This window comes from Bacillus sp. Y3 (genome assembly GCF_008123875.1).
GTDB lineage: Bacteria > Bacillota > Bacilli > Bacillales > Bacillaceae > Bacillus > Bacillus altitudinis.
Window position 1 is genome coordinate 186,171 of record NZ_VSSC01000005.1, and the last position, 18,659, is coordinate 204,829.

Annotated in this window: 14 protein-coding genes; all 14 read right to left on the reverse strand. The window is 40.5% G+C overall.

What is annotated here, in order from left to right; genetic code table 11:
• Positions 1 to 193 precede the first annotated feature (193 nt).
• The gene (locus FXF70_RS13260) at positions 194 to 988 is read right to left on the reverse strand and encodes a TIGR00282 family metallophosphoesterase (RefSeq protein WP_008344680.1); all 795 of its coding nucleotides are present in this window, start codon (positions 986 to 988) and stop codon (positions 194 to 196) included.
• Between the two features lie 89 nt (positions 989 to 1,077).
• A complete protein-coding gene (gene rny / locus FXF70_RS13265; protein WP_003211958.1) occupies positions 1,078 to 2,640 on the reverse strand; it encodes a ribonuclease Y in 1,563 nt (520 codons plus the stop codon).
• A 300-nt stretch (positions 2,641 to 2,940) separates the two neighbouring features.
• A complete protein-coding gene (recA, locus tag FXF70_RS13270; RefSeq protein ID WP_007499478.1) occupies positions 2,941 to 3,984 on the reverse strand; it encodes a recombinase RecA in 1,044 nt (347 codons plus the stop codon).
• A gap of 177 nt (positions 3,985 to 4,161) precedes the next feature.
• Positions 4,162 to 5,412 (reverse strand): competence/damage-inducible protein A, encoded by a 1,251-nt coding sequence (locus FXF70_RS13275; RefSeq protein WP_007499480.1) that lies wholly within the window; start codon positions 5,410 to 5,412, stop codon positions 4,162 to 4,164.
• Positions 5,413 to 5,428: 16 nt separating this feature from the next.
• Positions 5,429 to 6,010 carry a CDP-diacylglycerol--glycerol-3-phosphate 3-phosphatidyltransferase gene (gene pgsA, locus FXF70_RS13280; RefSeq protein WP_008344688.1) on the reverse strand — a complete coding sequence of 194 codons (582 nt, stop codon included), beginning with the start codon at positions 6,008 to 6,010 and terminating at the stop codon, positions 5,429 to 5,431.
• Positions 6,011 to 6,082: 72 nt separating this feature from the next.
• Entirely contained in the window at positions 6,083 to 6,994 is a 912-nt protein-coding gene (locus FXF70_RS13285) for a helix-turn-helix domain-containing protein (protein ID WP_008344690.1), read from the reverse strand.
• 23 nt (positions 6,995 to 7,017) lie between these two features.
• Entirely contained in the window at positions 7,018 to 7,809 is a 792-nt protein-coding gene (locus tag FXF70_RS13290; RefSeq protein WP_003211480.1) for a DUF3388 domain-containing protein, read from the reverse strand.
• Positions 7,810 to 7,949: 140 nt separating this feature from the next.
• Positions 7,950 to 8,207, reverse strand: a complete 258-nt coding sequence (locus tag FXF70_RS13295; protein ID WP_008344693.1) for a DUF3243 domain-containing protein — start codon at positions 8,205 to 8,207, stop codon at positions 7,950 to 7,952.
• A 73-nt stretch (positions 8,208 to 8,280) separates the two neighbouring features.
• On the reverse strand, positions 8,281 to 9,009 hold the full coding sequence (ymfI, locus tag FXF70_RS13300) for an elongation factor P 5-aminopentanone reductase (protein ID WP_060832336.1): 729 nt from the start codon (positions 9,007 to 9,009) through the stop codon (positions 8,281 to 8,283).
• 29 nt (positions 9,010 to 9,038) lie between these two features.
• On the reverse strand, positions 9,039 to 12,158 hold the full coding sequence (locus FXF70_RS13305; protein WP_148780392.1) for an MMPL family transporter: 3,120 nt from the start codon (positions 12,156 to 12,158) through the stop codon (positions 9,039 to 9,041).
• Complete coding sequence (locus FXF70_RS13310; protein ID WP_007499493.1) at positions 12,136 to 12,612, reverse strand: MarR family winged helix-turn-helix transcriptional regulator; 477 nt, start codon at positions 12,610 to 12,612, stop codon at positions 12,136 to 12,138. Before FXF70_RS13310 ends, FXF70_RS13305 begins: the two co-directional genes overlap by 23 nt.
• Before the next feature lie 151 nt (positions 12,613 to 12,763).
• Positions 12,764 to 14,056, reverse strand: coding sequence for an EF-P 5-aminopentanol modification-associated protein YfmH (gene yfmH, locus FXF70_RS13315; protein WP_007499495.1), 1,293 nt, complete (start codon positions 14,054 to 14,056; stop codon positions 12,764 to 12,766).
• Complete coding sequence (gene yfmF, locus FXF70_RS13320) at positions 14,053 to 15,333, reverse strand: EF-P 5-aminopentanol modification-associated protein YfmF (RefSeq protein ID WP_017367271.1); 1,281 nt, start codon at positions 15,331 to 15,333, stop codon at positions 14,053 to 14,055. Before yfmF ends, yfmH begins: the two co-directional genes overlap by 4 nt.
• Positions 15,334 to 15,478: 145 nt before the next feature.
• The gene (locus FXF70_RS13325; RefSeq protein ID WP_035392025.1) at positions 15,479 to 18,595 is read right to left on the reverse strand and encodes an MMPL family transporter; all 3,117 of its coding nucleotides are present in this window, start codon (positions 18,593 to 18,595) and stop codon (positions 15,479 to 15,481) included.
• Positions 18,596 to 18,659 lie beyond the last annotated feature (64 nt).

The following is an 18,659-nucleotide window of genomic DNA, read 5'->3' on the forward strand; positions in this document are numbered from 1 at the left end:
CCCCTTAAATTTACAATGGATAAGTGAGTGTTCATTAGAACAATCTTTGTTAGATGTTGCTATTTTTTGAAAATCCATCCCCAAAATGTTTTTCAAAAATAGCAGGCTACCTACCATTTTTACTATATTCACGATAGAGGGCGCATATTCCTTCTTTCTGATTAATATTTTTCTGAAATAAATATGTGAATATTTATTCAAAGAAAATATGGTCATCATTTATCAAAATTCGATCAATTTTGACAGCTTTTTTCGACGATTCGTCAATTTCTACGATCACTGCACTTAATGTCGTGCGGCCTTCTGCAATTTCAAAACGGACAGGGAGGCTCGTTTTAAATCGTTTAATAATCGTTTCCCGATCAACACCTAAAATACCGTCATAAGGACCAGTCATGCCAACATCCGAAATATAAGCAGTTCCTTTTGGCAATACACGGTTATCTGCTGTTTGAACATGTGTATGTGTTCCAACGACACATGATGCACGGCCATCTGTATACCAACCCATTGCTTGCTTTTCACTTGTGGCTTCACCATGAAAATCAATAAAAATAAACGGTGTACGTTTTGAAGCTTCTGCTATGAGCTCATCTACTTTTTGAAATGGGCAGTCAATCGGAGGTAAAAATGTGCGGCCTTGCAAGTTGATGACAGCTAGTTCTTTACCTTGTTTTTTAATAAAAGTAAGCCCTTTCCCTGGTGTACCTTGCGGGAAGTTTGCCGGACGAACAATATGGGGTGCATCATCGATGAAATCGAAAATGTCTCTTTTATCCCATGTATGGTTCCCCATCGTGAGCACATCAGCCCCAGCTTGAAGCAGCTCATGATAGATTTTTTCAGTAAGACCTTTCCCATGAGCCGCATTTTCTCCATTGACAATCGTAAAGTGTGGCTGATATTTTTTCTTTAGCTTTGGCAAGTATTCTTTCAGTGTATCTCTGCCAGGTGAACCAACGATATCTCCAACAAATAATATTTTCATACGTTTTGAACCCTTTCTCTTATAAAATGATCTTCTTATCAGTGTTGCATATTTACACAAAAAAATAAAGCGGCGCTAAGCGCACCGCTCTATTTTGCATACTCTACTGCGCGAGTTTCTCGAATAACTGTCACTTTAATGTGACCAGGGTAATCGAGCTCGTCCTCAATCCGCTTACGAATATCCCTTGCTAGACGGTGAGCTTCAAGATCATTAATTGAATCTGGCTTCACCATAATACGCACTTCACGTCCAGCTTGTATCGCAAACGATTTTTCAACACCTTCATAAGATTCAGAGATGTCTTCTAATTTCTCAAGTCTCCGAATGTAATTTTCAAGCGTCTCACTTCTTGCACCAGGGCGTGCTGCAGATAATGCATCGGCTGCCGCAACAAGAACAGCGATAATAGATGTCGGTTCTTGGTCACCATGGTGAGATGCAATACTGTTGATGACAACAGGATGCTCTTTATATTTCGTCGCAAGCTCAACGCCAATTTCCACGTGGCTTCCTTCTACTTCATGATCAATGGCTTTTCCAATGTCATGCAGAAGACCTGCTCGTTTTGCAAGCTTTGCATCTTCTCCAAGCTCTGAAGCCATGAGACCTGCAAGATGTGCAACCTCAATTGAATGCTTCAGGACATTTTGTCCATAACTAGTACGGAATTTTAAGCGACCGAGAATTTTGATGAGATCCGGATGCAAACCGTGAACTCCGACTTCAAATGTCGTTTGCTCACCCATCTCGCGGATATAATCATCGACTTCACGGCGTGATTTTTCCACCATTTCTTCAATTCGTGCAGGATGAATACGTCCATCCTGGACTAGCTTGTCCAGAGCTATCCTCGCTGTTTCACGTCTTATCGGATCAAAGCCCGATAAGATGACAGCTTCAGGTGTATCATCAATGATCAGGTCAATACCTGTTAACGTTTCTAACGTACGGATATTTCGTCCTTCACGTCCGATAATACGACCTTTCATCTCATCATTTGGAAGATTGACTACAGATACTGTTGTTTCAGCTACATGATCAGCTGCACAACGCTGTAACGCAAGTGAAAGAATGTTTTTCGCTTTTTTATCAGCCTCTTCTTTCGCCCGGTTTTCAGATTCTTTCGTCATGACTGCAATGTCGTGGGAAAGCTCATTTTCAACTTGATCCAGAATGATTTGTTTCGCTTCATCTCGAGTTAGACTAGAAATACGCTCCAACTCAGCTTTCTGCAAACGAATCATATCATCCACTTTGCTTTCCATCTCTTCAATATGTTGTTGTCGTTCATTCAGAGAATGATCTCTCTTCTCCAACAGGGACTCCCGTTTATCTAAAGATTCGTCCTTGCGATCAAGGTTTTCCTCTTTTTGAAGTAAACGGTTTTCTTGTCTTTGAAGCTCATTACGTCTTTCACGAACTTCTTGCTCCGCCTCTACACGAAACGAATGAATTTCATCTTTCGCTTCTAAGAGCGCTTCTTTCTTCAATGCTTCCGCATCACGCTTTGCATCCTCAACAATTTGTTCGGCCATGTTTCTTGCGCCGGATATTTTTGCTTCTGCAATGGTTTTACGAACAAAGTAGCCAACAACTAAACAGATTAGGCTCAGCAAAATGGAGATGATCGTAAACATCGTAGGCGACATATTTTCACCTCCTCTTGCTATGAACTTGGTTTTACAAATAAAGTGTCGGCATGTACATTGTTTTGTGTCTCAACATACAGGGCCTTCACAGGGAATGAGATCCTCACTGCCCTTGTCAAGTTTAAATTAGTTATCAATCATGTTAAGAAAAACAAGTGATACATTCCCATTGTAATTGTGTCGGAAATACTTGTCAAGCTAGTCAGACTAAGGCGTAAGTCGTTATTTCAAGCAAAGACAGAACTTTTGACCCGCTAGCTGTTATGTAATTGTAAAAAAAAGACGCTTTTCAGCGTCTTTTTAGTCATTCAATTCCAATTCTTCTTGTCCTTCTTCGTCAGTTGATTTCACTCCGTTTGTATCCAAACCGTAGTGCTCCCTGATCTGCTCTTGAATCATAAGAAGAATGTCTTTATTCTCTTTTAGGAATTGCTTCGCATTTTCACGTCCTTGTCCAAGACGTTCCTCTTGATAAGAATACCAAGCCCCGCTCTTTTGTACGATATCTAGTTCGCTTCCAAGGTCGATGATTTCTCCCTCTTTCGAGATCCCTTCACCGTACATAATGTCTACTTCGGCAATACGGAATGGCGGTGCCACTTTGTTTTTCACAACTTTAATTCTCGTTTTGTTCCCCATAATGTCGTTCCCTTGTTTCAACTGTTCAGCACGGCGTACTTCTAAACGAACAGATGAATAGAACTTAAGTGCACGTCCACCAGGCGTTGTTTCAGGATTACCAAACATAACCCCTACTTTTTCACGAATTTGGTTAATAAAGATCGCAATTGTTTTTGATTTGTTGATAGCACCAGATAGTTTACGAAGTGCTTGAGACATCAAACGTGCTTGAAGACCAACGTGTGAATCTCCCATGTCTCCTTCGATCTCTGCTTTTGGTACAAGAGCAGCTACTGAGTCAATGACAACAATATCAACTGCACCACTACGAACAAGTGCTTCTGCAATTTCAAGTGCTTGTTCTCCTGTATCCGGCTGAGAAAGCAATAACTCATCAATGTTGACACCTAATTTTTGAGCGTAAACTGGATCTAGCGCATGCTCCGCATCGATAAATGCAGCTTGTCCTCCCTGCTGCTGAACCTCAGCAATCGCATGAAGTGCTACTGTCGTTTTACCAGAACTCTCTGGACCATATACTTCAATAATACGGCCGCGAGGGTATCCACCTATTCCAAGCGCAGTATCAAGTGCTAACGAACCACTAGGTACTGTTGAAATACGTGTATCTGTTTGCTCTCCTAGTTTCATAATAGAGCCTTTACCAAACTGTTTTTCTATTTGTTTAAGAGCCATATCTAAGGCTGCTTGACGATCACTCATTCTATTGTTTCCTCCTTTATCAATTCCACTATCTATACTATACCTTGTTTTACGTCATTTGCCAAGAAAAAAACGAACACATATTCGATTTTTTCTTGGCAGATTATTTAAGAAAAGAGCTGTTTCTATTAGAAAAAACGCTCTTTTATAAAGGAGTAAACCTCATAAAAAACAAAATTAACTTTCTTTTAATAATTTGAGAAGGTGGTGCAAACCATATTTCACAGCACGCTTGCGAATGCCTGATCGGCTGCCAGTAAACATCCATTCAAACACGTCTGTCTGATCTTTTGTCGATAGCCCGATAAATACTTTTCCAACCGGCTGTCCTTCGTGTGGTTCAGGACCTGCCACACCTGTAAAGCTAATACCGATATCGCTTCCCGTCAGTTTTCTAACGCCTTCTGCGAGCTCTAACGCACACTCTTTGCTAACAGCACCATGAGAAGACAATGTTTCTTCACGGCAGCCCAGCACTTGCTGCTTGACTTGATTTGTGTAACAAACCACACTGCCGTTTAAAATGGATGATGCCCCTTCGAGATCTGTCAGCCACTCTGAAAACATACCACCAGTCAGGCTTTCAGCCGCTGCTACTGTTTTCCCGTGTTCATGCAAGGCCTTTGAAGCTTCAAAGGCCAGAGATGTATCACCATATCCGTAGAAGTACTCGCCGACCCGTTCTAAAATTTGTGCTTCTGTTTCTTTTAACAGACGCTCTGTTTCTTTTTCATCCTCATGCTTGGCTGTCAGCCTTAGCGTCACTTCCCCGTCAGCTGCAAGCGGTGCAATCGTTGGATTGGTCTGTGCATCAATTAAATCTTCAAGATCTGTTTCCAGTTGAGATTCACCGATGCCAAAGAAACGCAAGACTACAGACACGATTTTTTCCTTTAGGCCAAGTTTTTCAGAAATAAGCGGCTTCGCTTCGTTTTCAAACATCGGGTGCAATTCACTTGGCGGTCCAGGGAGCAGAATGTAAAACGTATCTCCCTCTTGTATAAACATGCCAGGTGCCATTCCGAAACGGTTTACGAGCACATCAGATCCCTCTAGAACGAGCGCCTGTTTACGGTTGTTCGGCGACATATCACGTCCGGTTTTACGGAAGTATTCTTGAATAGACTCAAATGCTTCTTCATTTAGCACAAGCTCTTTACCGAGCGTACTCGCAATGGTTTCTTTTGTTAAATCGTCTTTCGTTGGTCCAAGACCCCCTGAGAAGATAATAAAATTTGATCTTTCCTGTGCCACTTGAATGGCCCTTTTTAAACGCTCTGGATTGTCACCAACAGCTGTGTGGTAATAAACATTCACACCAATTTCAGCTAGTTGTTTGCTGATGAATTGTGCATTCGTATTCGTAATTTGCCCTAGCAAAAGTTCGGAACCGACTGCAATAATTTCTGCTTTTCTCTCTGACTTCAAAGCGTACACGTCCTTTTTAGTTAGAATTCTTTAAGGCTTCCCAGTTTTTCGCAAAGTAATCCCAGCCTGAGACAACAGTGAAGAACACCGCTACCCACATAGCAAGATCACCAAATGGGAATGATACAAGTTCAAACGGCAGGTTATGCAAAAGAAGTGCCGAAATCGCAATGATTTGCGCCCACGTCTTCACTTTTCCAAGCATATTGGCTGCGACCACTTCACCGCCTCCAGCTAAGACAAGCCTTAGACCTGTTACAGCAAATTCACGGCTAATGATTACAATTGCCATCCATGCCGGTGTGAGATTGTATTGAACAAGTATAATTAAAGCCGCTGAAACAAGCAATTTATCTGCAAGCGGATCTAAAAACTTACCAAAGTTTGTGACTAAATTGAGCTTACGTGCATAGTAACCATCAATCCAATCGGTTGTCGAAGCGACAATAAACAAGATCGCTCCAACAAGGTGAGTGACTTCGATGCTGACGTCACCAAAGCGCGCAACACCCCAATCTAATGGAGCAAGCATAATCAACATAAACACAGGAATCAAGGCGATCCTAGAAAGAGTAATTTTATTCGGTAAGTTAAACATGAATTCCAATCCTCCAATAAGGCATTTTTTATGTATATAATAGTAGGAACAAAAGAAAAGTCATCTACTTGCTTAAGATGACTTTTCCTTTCCTTTATTCACAATCACAATGTTTTGTGTCATGGTGTTTTTAGGGTCTAATTCGTACTTCAGCGTTTCGTCATTGACTTTAATATCGATTCCCGATGCATTTCCTAAGCGAATATCGACTTGGGAAAGATCAGTCAAGTCTGTTTTAAACGATTCGCCATCTTTCAATTCACCCATCTTCAGCACTTTTCCAGATTCGTCTCTCACACGAAGCCATGAAGCTTGTGAGGCAGAAATGGTTAGCTCCATCTCTTCTGCACCTGATACTTCATACGTTGTCGTAGAACCCTCTGTATTCGTCGCCTTCAAAGAAACATCTTCATCGTCTTTAGATGAATCCTTTGAGGAATCGTCTTTTTCAGATGATTTTTCTTGATCATCTGACGAAGCTTTTTCCTTTTTCTTTTGATCCTTTGCAAGCGATGAATCCTTAGACACTTCGTATTTTGATTCTGATTGCTGAGGAGCCGCCTGATTATTTTTTTGTCCGCTATCATGATTAACCGCTTGAACGATCACATAAATGATAGCGATCACCACAAGGATCCCTCCAATGATTAAAATCGTCGGAAGCAGCTCCAGTACCTTTGAGGCAGGCTTTGGCAGCTCTCGTTGCGGTTTAATATTTGATAATTTATCAGACACTTCATCGTTATACGTGCTTGGTACATCTTTACGAAACTCTTCGAACAATTGTTCAGGATTCAGTCCAACGGCTTCGGCATATTGTTTAATAAACGCTCTGACGTAAAATTTACCTGGAATGATATCATAGTTTCCTTGTTCTATTGCTAGCAAATAGCGCTTTTGGATTTTGGTAGCCGCCATCAAATCCTCCAGCGACATCCCTTTTTCCTCTCTGGCCTCAACGAGCCGTTTTCCCAATTCAGTCAAAACAAACACCTACCATTACCATATTAAAAATCGAAGCCAGAAAAACCAGAATGATCAAACACTTGTGGTTCTTCAGCGTGCTCGTATGTAATTTCTTCGTCTGCACTATTACGCAATTCAATGATGTAGTCGAAATCATCCATTGTATATTCTGAATTTTGAATAAAGATATCTGGATGCTCTACCACCTTTGTAGCAGGCAGTCTCATAATTTCTCTTAAAAGCTGCAAGTGCTTTTCAGAACCTCTTCTTGTCGACACAATCCCATCAATAATAAAGACGTTATCTGGGCTGTATTCATCTGCAATCAGCTGACTGCGAATGGTCTGTTTCAAAAGAGTCGACGATACAAACAGCCACCTCTTACTTGCACATACACTTGAAGCAACAATTGATTCTGTTTTTCCAACCCGCGGCATGCCGCGAATTCCAATCAATTTATGTCCTTCTTTTTTAAATAATTCAGCCATAAAATCGACAAGTAGACCAAGCTCGTCCCTTTCAAAACGGAACGTCTTTTTGTCATCCGCATCACGCTGAATGTATCTTCCATGACGAACAGCTAAACGGTCACGAAGTTTTGGCTGTCTTAGTTTCGTTACTTTTATCGTTTCCATTGTATTTAAAATTGATTCAAGCCGCTTAATTTGATCTGTGTGGTCACATCGAAGAAGCATGCCGCGTCTTGATACATCAACACCATTAATTGTCACAATATTAATTGAAAGCATCCCCATTAAAGAAGAAATGTCTCCTAAAAGTCCGGGACGGTTCACCTGTATCTCATATTCAAAATACCATTCGAGCTTTGCCAAATGATATTACCCCCTTCATTGTGGCAAATTTTTACCTTCCTTTATCATAAAGCATTTTCACATTTTTAGAAAGCACAATGTTGCTAAACGGTTAAAATAAAAAGAGAGGCACAAACGACCTCTCTTTTTGTTTAGTTTGTTTAGTGCGAGCTATTATTTTCAACTAGCTTGACCATCATGTTTGCAATGGCACGCTGCTCATCTTCTGATGCAACGCTCCAAAGGTCAGAAAGTACTCTTTCTTGCTCATTCTTTGCTTCAACTTCATTAGCCAGGTATCCGCCAATTTCATACGCAAGGTTATTGATGGTATCATCTGATAAACCTTTATCCTGTGCATGATTTAAACGGTCACCTAAAAAGTTTTTCCAATGGTCCCAGCTCTCAAGTACAGACATGTCGATTCCTCCATTCGAAAAGATGAATTACAGCCATAGCTTTTGTCATGGAGAGACGAATTATACACGTTTTTTAACAGTACCAGCCGCCATTCACAGATAAAATTTGACCTGTGATATAACTTGACTGCTTGGAGGCAAGAAACCAAATGGCATCGGCTATCTCTTCAGGTGCAGCAAGACGGCCGAGTGGAATCTCCTCTTCCATCATCGCAAGGTCTTCTTGTGTGAAGCTTTTCATCATATCAGTCTGAACCGCACCTGGTGAGACTGCATTTGCTCTAATTCCACTTGGGGCAAGCTCTTTGGCAAGCCCCTTAATGAAGGCATTTTGAGCACCCTTGACCATACTGTACAGTACTTCACACGAGGCACCGGTTTCCCCCCATATTGAGCTAACTGCAATAATATGACCTGACTTTTTTTGGATCATGGCAGGCAAAATGGATTGGGTAAGCTCATATGGACTTGTCACATGAAGCTGCACCATGCTGGCTAGAACTTCTTTTTCAGTATCTGTCACTAAACCAACATGACTCTTTCCGCTATTTAAAACAAGAATATCTGGATCAAGCGGCAGGCGGCTGACAAGCTCTGCTGCTCCGCCTGTTTTCGCTAAATCAGCTTGAACGACGTACGTTTCTACTTGATATGTTTCTTTGAGATCGGCGGAAAGACGACTAGCCGCTTGTTCATTTTGATGATAATGGAGCATCAGATGGCAGCCTTCTTGGGCAAGCTTTTTGGCTGTCGCCTGCCCAATTCCGCCACTGGCACCAGTAATCAGTGCCCAACGACTCATACTTTGTTCCTACTTTCTTTATGGAATCCTTATTCTTTTCGTTTAAATGGGAACCAATTCGCTGATCCGAACAATTTGACCATCACAGGTACGAACAATGGTAGCACAACGAGTGCATACAATAAAAGTCCAGTTAGAACAAGTGTTGCAATTTGTAAGAGTGACAATACACCTGATGGCAGCATCGCTGCAAATGTTCCTGCCAAAATGACGGCAGCAGACATAATAACAGATCCCATATTTTTCATTGATTCAGTCATGGCAAACTGGATGTCTTTTGTTTTGTATTCATTGAACCGTTCCATTAAGAAAATCGAATAATCGACTCCAAGCGCCATTAAGATGACAAAGCCAAAGAATGGAACAGCCCAGTTGATGCCCGGATATCCGAAGAAATGGGTGAAAATAAATTCTGTTACACCAATGGCGGTAAAGTACGTTAAAATCAGCGAGCCTACTAAGTAAAGCGGCATCACGAGAGAACGGAACAGAATCACTAGTATCAGGAAAATACCGATCATCATGTAAAGCACCGTCTTATTGAAGTCTTGGTCTGACAGCTGTTTTAAATCAGCGTTCATACTTGAAACACCAGATACGCCAAATGAAACATCTTTTAGGTTTGTTTCAGGAAGTGCACGTTTGACGGAAGCCTCTACTTGTTTAATCGTTTTCATGGCGTCGTTTCCATATGGATTGTCTTCTAAAATGACGTCAATCTTTGTCATTTTGCGGTCATCCGACATATAGGAATCGAACACTTGCTTGAATGCTTTATTTTTTAGGACATCTTTTGGAATAAACCAACCGGCCATGTCTTGATCTGGCGCGTTTTTCAGTTCATCTAAGTAGTCTCCTGCACCCATTAAGCCGTTTGAAATTTTCTCAAGTCCGTCGACACTTTTGTTTAGACCATCTGTCAGCTTGGTCAGATCGTCACCAAAGCCGCCAATTTTTTCTTTCATTTGTTTTTGACCATTAATGATGTCGCCGGCTCCATTTGCAAGTTTAGGCATACTATCAGCTAACTGTCCTTGGCCTTTAGACGTTTGATCTAGCCCGTTTTCAATGGCTTCTAAGCCAGCAATCAGCTCATCAATTTGATTTGTAAACACTTTTTGCTGCTCTGAAGCTGTTGCGATAAAAGCATCTGCTGCTTCAAGCTGTTTTTTTGCTTCTTTTGCTTGTTTTGCATAGCTGTCAGCCTGTTTGGCTCCTTCTTGCAAGGTAGTAGAAAGTTCCTTATATGAAGCTTTGATGGCTTGATATGATTGGTTTTCTTTCACTTGCGGAATTTGCTGCTCAAGTGTACTGAACTGTTTATTTGCTTGACTGATCAAAGCTTTCACATCCGCTGCGGCAGAGGATGACGTATCGACTTGTGCCAGTGCGGCTTTTAATTCTTTGGAAATGCTTTTATACAGTGCCACTTGCTGATTCACTTGTGCGACTTGATCTGTTAATTCTTTTTTCGCACCCTTTATTCTTTCTTTAATTTCAGAAACACCTTTTTTGTTTTGATCAATTCCGTTTTGCAGTTCTCTCATCGATTTTTCGACGTTTTGAATACCTGATTTTACGGATTCGGTTCCAGAAATCAATTTGTTAATGCCTTTTCCAGATGATTGAATTTGTGGTGTTTGATCCTCGATGGATTTACTCATGGTTGTAAGAGCATCTTGGATCTTTTTCAACCCTTCGTTACTTTTATCAAGCCCGCTATTTAGCTCTTTGGCTTGAGATTTCACGTACAGATCATTCAGCCCTTTACCAACAGGACGAGTGGCACTTCTCACTTTACTCACGCCATCTGTTTGTTCAATGGCGCGGCTTAGTTTTTCAACAGCAATCAGACCTTCGTTATTGTCTAAAAGATCGGAGGATTTCACGACAACAGTTGCTGGAAGAGCTTCACCTGGTCCAAATTTGTCAGAGATCGTATTAAATGCATTGACGGATTCGTATTTATTGCCGATTTCGTCTAGGTTGTTATATGAAAGTGTTCCTTTATACATAAGAATCGCTGGAAGGGTAATAATTGCAACGATTAGCAAGCTGAGAAGTGGTTTCTTAAATGAAAAACGACCGGCTGTTTCCCACATTTTCGATTGCGGGTGTGCAATATCGCCTTTGATCGGCCAAAATAACACTTTTCCTAAAACCGCCATAAAGAATGGAACGACAGTGAGCAGTGCCACAATTAACACGGCGACACCAACCGCCACGGCGACAGCTGATTTATACAGTTGGAACTGGGCTAAACCGATACACGTAAAACCAATGAGGACAGCAATTCCGCTGAATAAAACGGTTTTACCTGCCGTCTTATATGTTGTAATAATCGCCTCAATCTTATCTTTTCCGTGAGATAGTTCTTCTTTAAACCGGCTTAGCAACAGGATGCAGTAGTCGGTTCCAATCCCAAACATGATGGCGACCATAAAAATTTGGGTAAAGGTCGAGAGCGGAAAATCAACATACTTTACTAGGTAAGCCACAATGGATTGGCTGACCAAATAGGAAAGCGCCACGGCCACTAAAGGAACGAACGGTGCCACGGCGGATCTAAAGACAAGCACAAGAACAATTAAAATAAACCCAATTGTAATGAATTCTGTTTTTTTCAGACCTTCTTGTGAGCTTGTGATGACATCATCGTCGATTAGCGGCTGCCCTGTCATTTCAAATTTCAGGTTCAGGCTCTTAAGCTTTTCATTGACTCTTTCTTTAAAATCGGATGCTTTGATTTTGTTCGAGTCGTATGTAACTGGAACAAGAAGTGTTGTTTGATCTTTAGAGAGCATCTGTTTTTTAATATCTTTGTTTGCATCAAAATAAGAAGTGATGTCTTCAACATGGAGATCTTGATCCTTTTCTAAAATCTCCATCGCTTTCTTTAAAGAGGCTTCGCTTTCTTTAACGATATCCTTTCCTTGAAAGACAATGACGATCGATTTTTCCGTATCACCATTTTCAGACATGTTCTTTAATAATTGATCGGCGTAAGAAGAAGGATAACCATCTGGAACAGAAATCTGCCCTTTTTCTTTTGTTAATTGCGCCATATTAGGAGCGGTGATTAATAATACAGCCGCTAGTACGACCCAAAGGATCGTGATCAGCCATCTACCCTTTATGATTGCTCTCATTACTATGTTGTGCCTCCTCTTCGATGATAATCTGATAAATCTTTTCATATGTTTGAATAAATGATTCGATTTCTTTTTCATCAAACTTTTCTAAATATGACCGAACAAGATCCTGAAGCTGCTTTTCCATTCGGCTGACCACGTCTTTTCCTTCGGGCGTCACATAGAGATGAACGTTTCTTCGGTCAGCTTGATCATGCTCACGATAAATATAATCTTTATTAAAAAGACGATTGGTCATGGATGTCACAGCACTTTTGTTGACATTACATTCGATGGCAAGGTCTGTTGATGTACATCCTGGGTGTAAATTGATGTATCGAAGCGAGTAATATTGATCAAGTGTCAGTTCTTTATCGAGCTTTTCCGTGATCATACTCGATACTTTTTTCTCCATCATGAGATAGACGTCCGCATATCTCTGGATGAGCTGGGCAATTTTATTTTGTACCATATGCTGCTCCTTTAGTTTGATTGTTTAACTATTAAAGAGTTTAACTAACACCTAAAACAATTGTCAATCAATATCTTCGCATATAAAGCGCTTTCTTTAGCTGGACACAAAAAAGACAAACTCTTATACGTTGAGTTTGTCTTTTTTTCATTTATTTTGCTTTCGGCACGACTTTGAAAACTGACATTCTTTCTTCATCAATTTCTTCGTCTAAGATTGCCTGAATATCTGTTAATTGGATTTGCTCCAGTACTGGCACGACATCAAATAAGCTCATTTCTAAGAATGCGTATCGAGTGAATTGATTGGCGATGTACTCCGGGGAGTTCATCGCTTTTAAAAAGCTGCCAATTTTTTTCTTGCGAGCAAGTTCAATCTTTTCTTCTGTGATCAGGCTTTTTGCTTGAAGAAGCGTTTCTTTTAATTCATCTGCGAGTTGATCAGGGTCATTTGTGTCTCCGCCAACTGAAGTGAAGCCAAAACCGCCTTCTTCCGTATAATCGTAACTGAATGTCTCATCAATCAAGCCTTTTTCATACATACGCTCATATTGCAGAGAACTTTTACCAAACAATGTCTCTAAAATAAGATTCATGCCAAGCTCATGTTTGAGGAGCTGTTTTCCTTTTTTATGCGGGTTTTTCGTTTTCAAACCAAACATACATTTAGAGCCTTGTACATTCATTTTCAGTTCGTATTCTTTTCGGTATACACGATCAGGTTCATTGATCTCTTTCCGCTGAATATCCGGCTGATCGGTAAATGGTTTTTTTGCCTGATTCGCTCTTACTTGGTCTAAAATTTGCGCCGGATCAACAGGACCCACTACAAAAAGAAGCATATTGCTTGGGTGATAGAACGTTTCATAGCATTCATATAAATGGTCTTTCGTAATTGGCGCAATGCTTTCAACGGTTCCAGCAATATCAATTCTCACTGGGTGCTCTTGATAGAGGTTTTCGATCAGACCAAAGAATAAACGCCAATCTGGATTGTCATCATACATGTTGATTTCTTGACCAATGATGCCTTTTTCTTTTTCGACCGTTTTTTCAGTAAAATAAGGCTCTTGCACAAAATCAATGAGTGTTTCAAGATTCTGTTCGACATTGGCCGTGCTTGAAAATAAGTATGCCGTTCTCGTAAACGTCGTAAATGCGTTTGCGGCTGCTCCCTGTTTACTAAATGTATGAAACACATCACCATCTTCTTTTTCAAACAGCTTATGCTCTAAGAAATGGGCAATTCCATCAGGCACTCGGATCATGTCTTCTTTGCCAAGCGGAACAAATTCATTGTCGACAGAGCCATATTTTGTTGTGAAGGTTGCATATGTTTTGTTAAACCCTTGCTTTGGCAGCACATAGACGTCTAGTCCGCTGTCCATTTTTTCGTGATACACCGTCTCTTGCAGCTGATCGAATTGAATTGTTTTCACTGTCATGAAGCACCCTCCGTTCCTTTAAGAAAATAGGTCGTATCCCATTCGATTTTTTGACCCACTTTGATGATGTCCTCTTTTGTCACTCTGTCTAACGCATCTAAAAAGGAATCGAGGCTCTCCCCTGTTGGCACGACGGCATGCTGATATAAGTATTCCGCTGTTCCATAAGACGTATCAATTGTTTCGAGCAACTGGTTTTTGACGACAGCCTTTGTCTGTTCAATTGCTTCATCAGAAAAATCGCCTTTTTGCATGGCATCAAATTGTTCTTTGATGATGTCTACTGCCTGCTGATAGTTGCCGACTTCAATTCCTGACATGACCATCATCAAACCTTTAAAGCTCTCAAGTCTAGAAACAGCATAGTACGCAAGACTTGCTTTTTCCCGCACATTGATAAATAGCTTTGAATGAGAGAAGCCGCCGAATATGCCATTAAACAAATGCAGCGCCGGATAATCTTCATCCGCTATCGTTGTATGTGTGCGAAAGCCAATGTTCAGCTTTCCTTGTTTTACGTCCTCTTCATCAATGACTTCTTTTGTCTCTATTTGTGATCTTGATGATTCGGTATTTTGTTTGACCGGCTCTCTTTCACTTGCTTTAAAGTATTGCGAGACCATTCGATTAATATCTTGTTCATCAACGTCTCCCACAACATAGAGATCCAGCTGGTTGGACTGAAGTGCATGCTCGTATGCTTTAAAGAGCGCTTCTGACGTAATCGCTTCGACGTCTTCCATTTCACCATTGACGTGCAGTGCATATGGCTCACCTTTACACATTTCCTGCACAAGTCTTAAGTTTGAATAGCGCATTTTGTCATCATAAACGGCTTGAATGCGCTGTTTCAATGTTCGTTTTTCTTGCTCAACGTACAATTCATGAAATACCCCGTTTTCCACGTACGGGTAAAATAATAGTTCAGAAAGTAAGGCAATCCCTTTTTCTAGTAAAGGGGTTTGTTCCTTTAAATATTTTTCATTCGCCATTTCTAGACGGAACGTAATGATGTGATTTTCACCTTTTTTCGCCATGTCTGCGGAAACGGTCGCCCCATAGAGCTCGTCGAAATAAGCACGAAGCTCTCCCGTTTTCGGCATTTTTTCTGTTCCTCTTAAAAGCACATGCGGGAAAAGAGAACGCATGGTGACGTCATCTTTGGATAAAGGCGCAAGCATTTTAAAAAGGATCGTCACGGTTTTAAATTTTTCTGTTTTGACAATATGAGTATGAAGACCAGGTGTATCAAATGTCTTCTCTTGTAAGTACGTCATGAGAAACCTCCTTTGTTCATCCTATTTATTATGTATTAGAACATAGCTGATATATACGTGAAACAGCCATTTAATAGTCATTATATCAATCAGAGGAAAGGATAGGAAATAAAAACGCCTCTGCTAAAAGCAGAGACGCAAGTTGTTATTTCATTCTAAACGGCCACCAATTCCATTTTCCAAAGATGCGAACCATGACCGGGATAAAGAGTGGTAGAACAACAAAAGCATATAATAAAAGTCCAATGAGTACGACCGTTGCAATTTCAACTAATGATAATACACCCGAGGGCAGCATCGCAGCAAAAGTACCCGCTAAAATAGCAACTGCTGAAATAATGACCGACCCCATATTTCTCATCGCTGATATCATGGATGCTTGAACATGCTCTCCCTTCCATTCATTAAAACGATCCATGAGGAAGATCGAATAATCAATGCCGAGGGTCACAAGGATCACAAAGCTGAAAAATGGAACAGCCCAGCTGACACCATCGTAGCCAAAGAATGTTTTGAAAATCCATTCTGTTAAGCCAATGGATGTAAAATACGTTAATATGAGTGACAGTGTTAAGTATATCGGCATGACGATTGACCTTAATAATATAACTAAAATAATAAAGATACCAATTAACATGAAAATAACCGTTCTGATAAAGTCACCGTCTGACGTTTCTTTTAAGTCAACATTTAAACTGGAGATACCAGATACACCGTAGTTGGCGTTTTTCAAACCACTTACAGGTAAATATTGATCAAGGGTTTCTTCAATTTTTGCTACACCTTTCATTGCTTCATTGCTGTATGGATTTACATTTAAAATCACTTCAAAGGTTGTTAATTTACGATCTGGGGACATATACGTATTAAATATTTTCTTAAATTCATGGCGTTTCAGTACTTCTTCTGGTATAAACCAGCCCGTTACTTCTTCATCTGGTGCTTCCTGAAGTTGTTTTAAATAGCTGTCCGCCTCGGTAAAGCCGCTTTTTACTTGCTCAAGTCCGGAAATACTTTCATCTAATCCATCTGTTAATAGTGAGAGTTTAGATGATAGCTGGTTAAACCCTTTTTTCACGGCTTTTTGGCCATCAGTCAGCTGATCTGCGCCATCTTCAATTTTAGGCATTTCTTTGATGAGCTGTTTTTGTCCTTTATTCGTTTCATCAAGACCATCATAAATTTGATCTAGACCTGTCATCAGCGCCTTTACTTGTTGTTTGATTTCTTTTTGCTTGCTTGAGAACGTTTGAATGACTTGATCTGCTTTCTTGATCTTTTGTTTAAAGGCAGACGCTTCCTCTTCATAGACGCTCATTTGCTCTCCAGCTTGATCGAGCATTCCTTTTGTGTCTTTGAATACTTTTTTGATTTCTTTATATTCATTCATATCTTTGATTTCTGGAAGCCGGTTTTCAAGTCCTTCAAATGATACGTTTTCATAGGATTGTTTCACTTTCTTAATCGTTGTCATCAGTTGCTCATTTGATGTTGCGTGACCTTCGAGTGTGCTTACGACTCGTTCAAGATCTTGGATCATGGTTTCACTTCTGCGGTATTCTTGCTCTAATTCTTTTTTCGCTTGTTTGATTTCAGTGCGAATGGTTCCTACGCCCTCTTTACTGCGCCTCACACCATCCTCTAAAGAAATGAGTGATTTCCTCACTTCTCCGATCCCGCCTTTGATGGCTTTTGTCCCATCAATCAATTGATCAATCCCTTTAGCGGATTCTTCAATTTTTGGTTTTTGTTTGAGAAGTGCTAAGTTTGTTTCGGTCAAGCCATCTGTAATTTTCCCGATGCCCTCATGACCTTTCCCAAGCTCTCCTCCCAGCTCTTTCGCTTGAGAGGTAACGTAGAGCTGACTTAACCCGTCTCCAACTGGGCGAGTGACACTGCGAACCGCTTTTACTTCCTCAATGTCACTTAACTTACGGGTCAGTTTTTCAATCATGACGATCTTTTCTTGATTATCGAGCTCATTGTCACTTTCGACAAGCACATTCAGCGGCAGCGCTTCACCAAAGCCAAATTGCTCAGATATCGTATTAAATGCAGACACTGACTCATACTTTGTCCCAATCTCATTTAAACTATTATAAGAAAGAGTGCCGTCATACATCAGAATTGGAGGAACAGTGATGAGTGCAACTACCCCTAAGCTGATGAGCGGTCTTTTAAATGAAAAGCGCCCAGCCCATTCCCAAATCTTACTTTGTGGATGACGAATGTTTTCTCTTTTAGACGGCCAAAAAAGGGATTTTCCGAAAACCGACATAAAAAAGGGAACGATTGTGACAAGTGCAATGAGCAGAATGCCAACGCCTACGGCAACGCTGACGGCTGATTGGTACAATTGGAATTTTGCGAAACCAATACTTGAGAAGCCGACTAACACAGCTAAGCCGCTGAAAAAGACCGTTTTCCCTGCACATTGATACGTGATGATAATTGATTCTTTGACATCACGCCCCTGACCAATCTCCTCTTTAAAACGGCTTAAAAGTAATATACAATAATCCGTTCCTATACCGAACATAATAGCTACCATAAAAATCTGAGTGAAATTAGACAGAGGAAATGGTGTATATTCTACGAGAAAAGCCACAATACACCGGCTGACAGCATAAGAAATGCCAATCGTAATAAGCGGAACAACAGGTGCCAGTATCGATCTGAATACAATTATTAAAATAAAGAAAATAAAAATCATCGTAATAAGTTCAGTTTTCTTCAGACCTTGTTGAGAGCTTTTAATGACATCTGAGTCCACAAATTTTTGACCTGTCATTTCATATGAGACGTTGTAGGGCTTTAAAACTTCCTCAATTCGTTCTTTAACCTTCACAGCTTTTGTTTCGTAGTGGTCGAATTTGAATGGAACAAGAAGTGTACTTTTATCCTTTGATAAAAGTTGTTTTTGAATGTCACGTTCTACATGAAAATACGAAGTAATTCCGTCAATGTGGAGTTCTGGGGCATGTGTCATGAGTGCAGCTAAAGCCTTTTTTAATTCCTGCTCTTTGGCAGGGAACAAATGTTGTTCGGAGAATACAATCACACCAGTATCTTTTTTCCCATTATGATCTGAAAGCTTATCCAATAAGTGAAGTGCCTCAGCTGTTGGTGTCCCCTCTGGAACCTTTAACTGCCCTTTTTCTCTTGTTAATTCCTCTAAATTGGGCGCAGTAATAAACAGAATCACAGCTGTTATCATCCACACCATTAATACAATCCATCTTGCTTTAATTATTTGCAACATAGCTGCTTCAAGCTCCTTCTAGTTCATCAATCAATTTGCTGTTTTTGAGCGTGTCTGAAGTGCT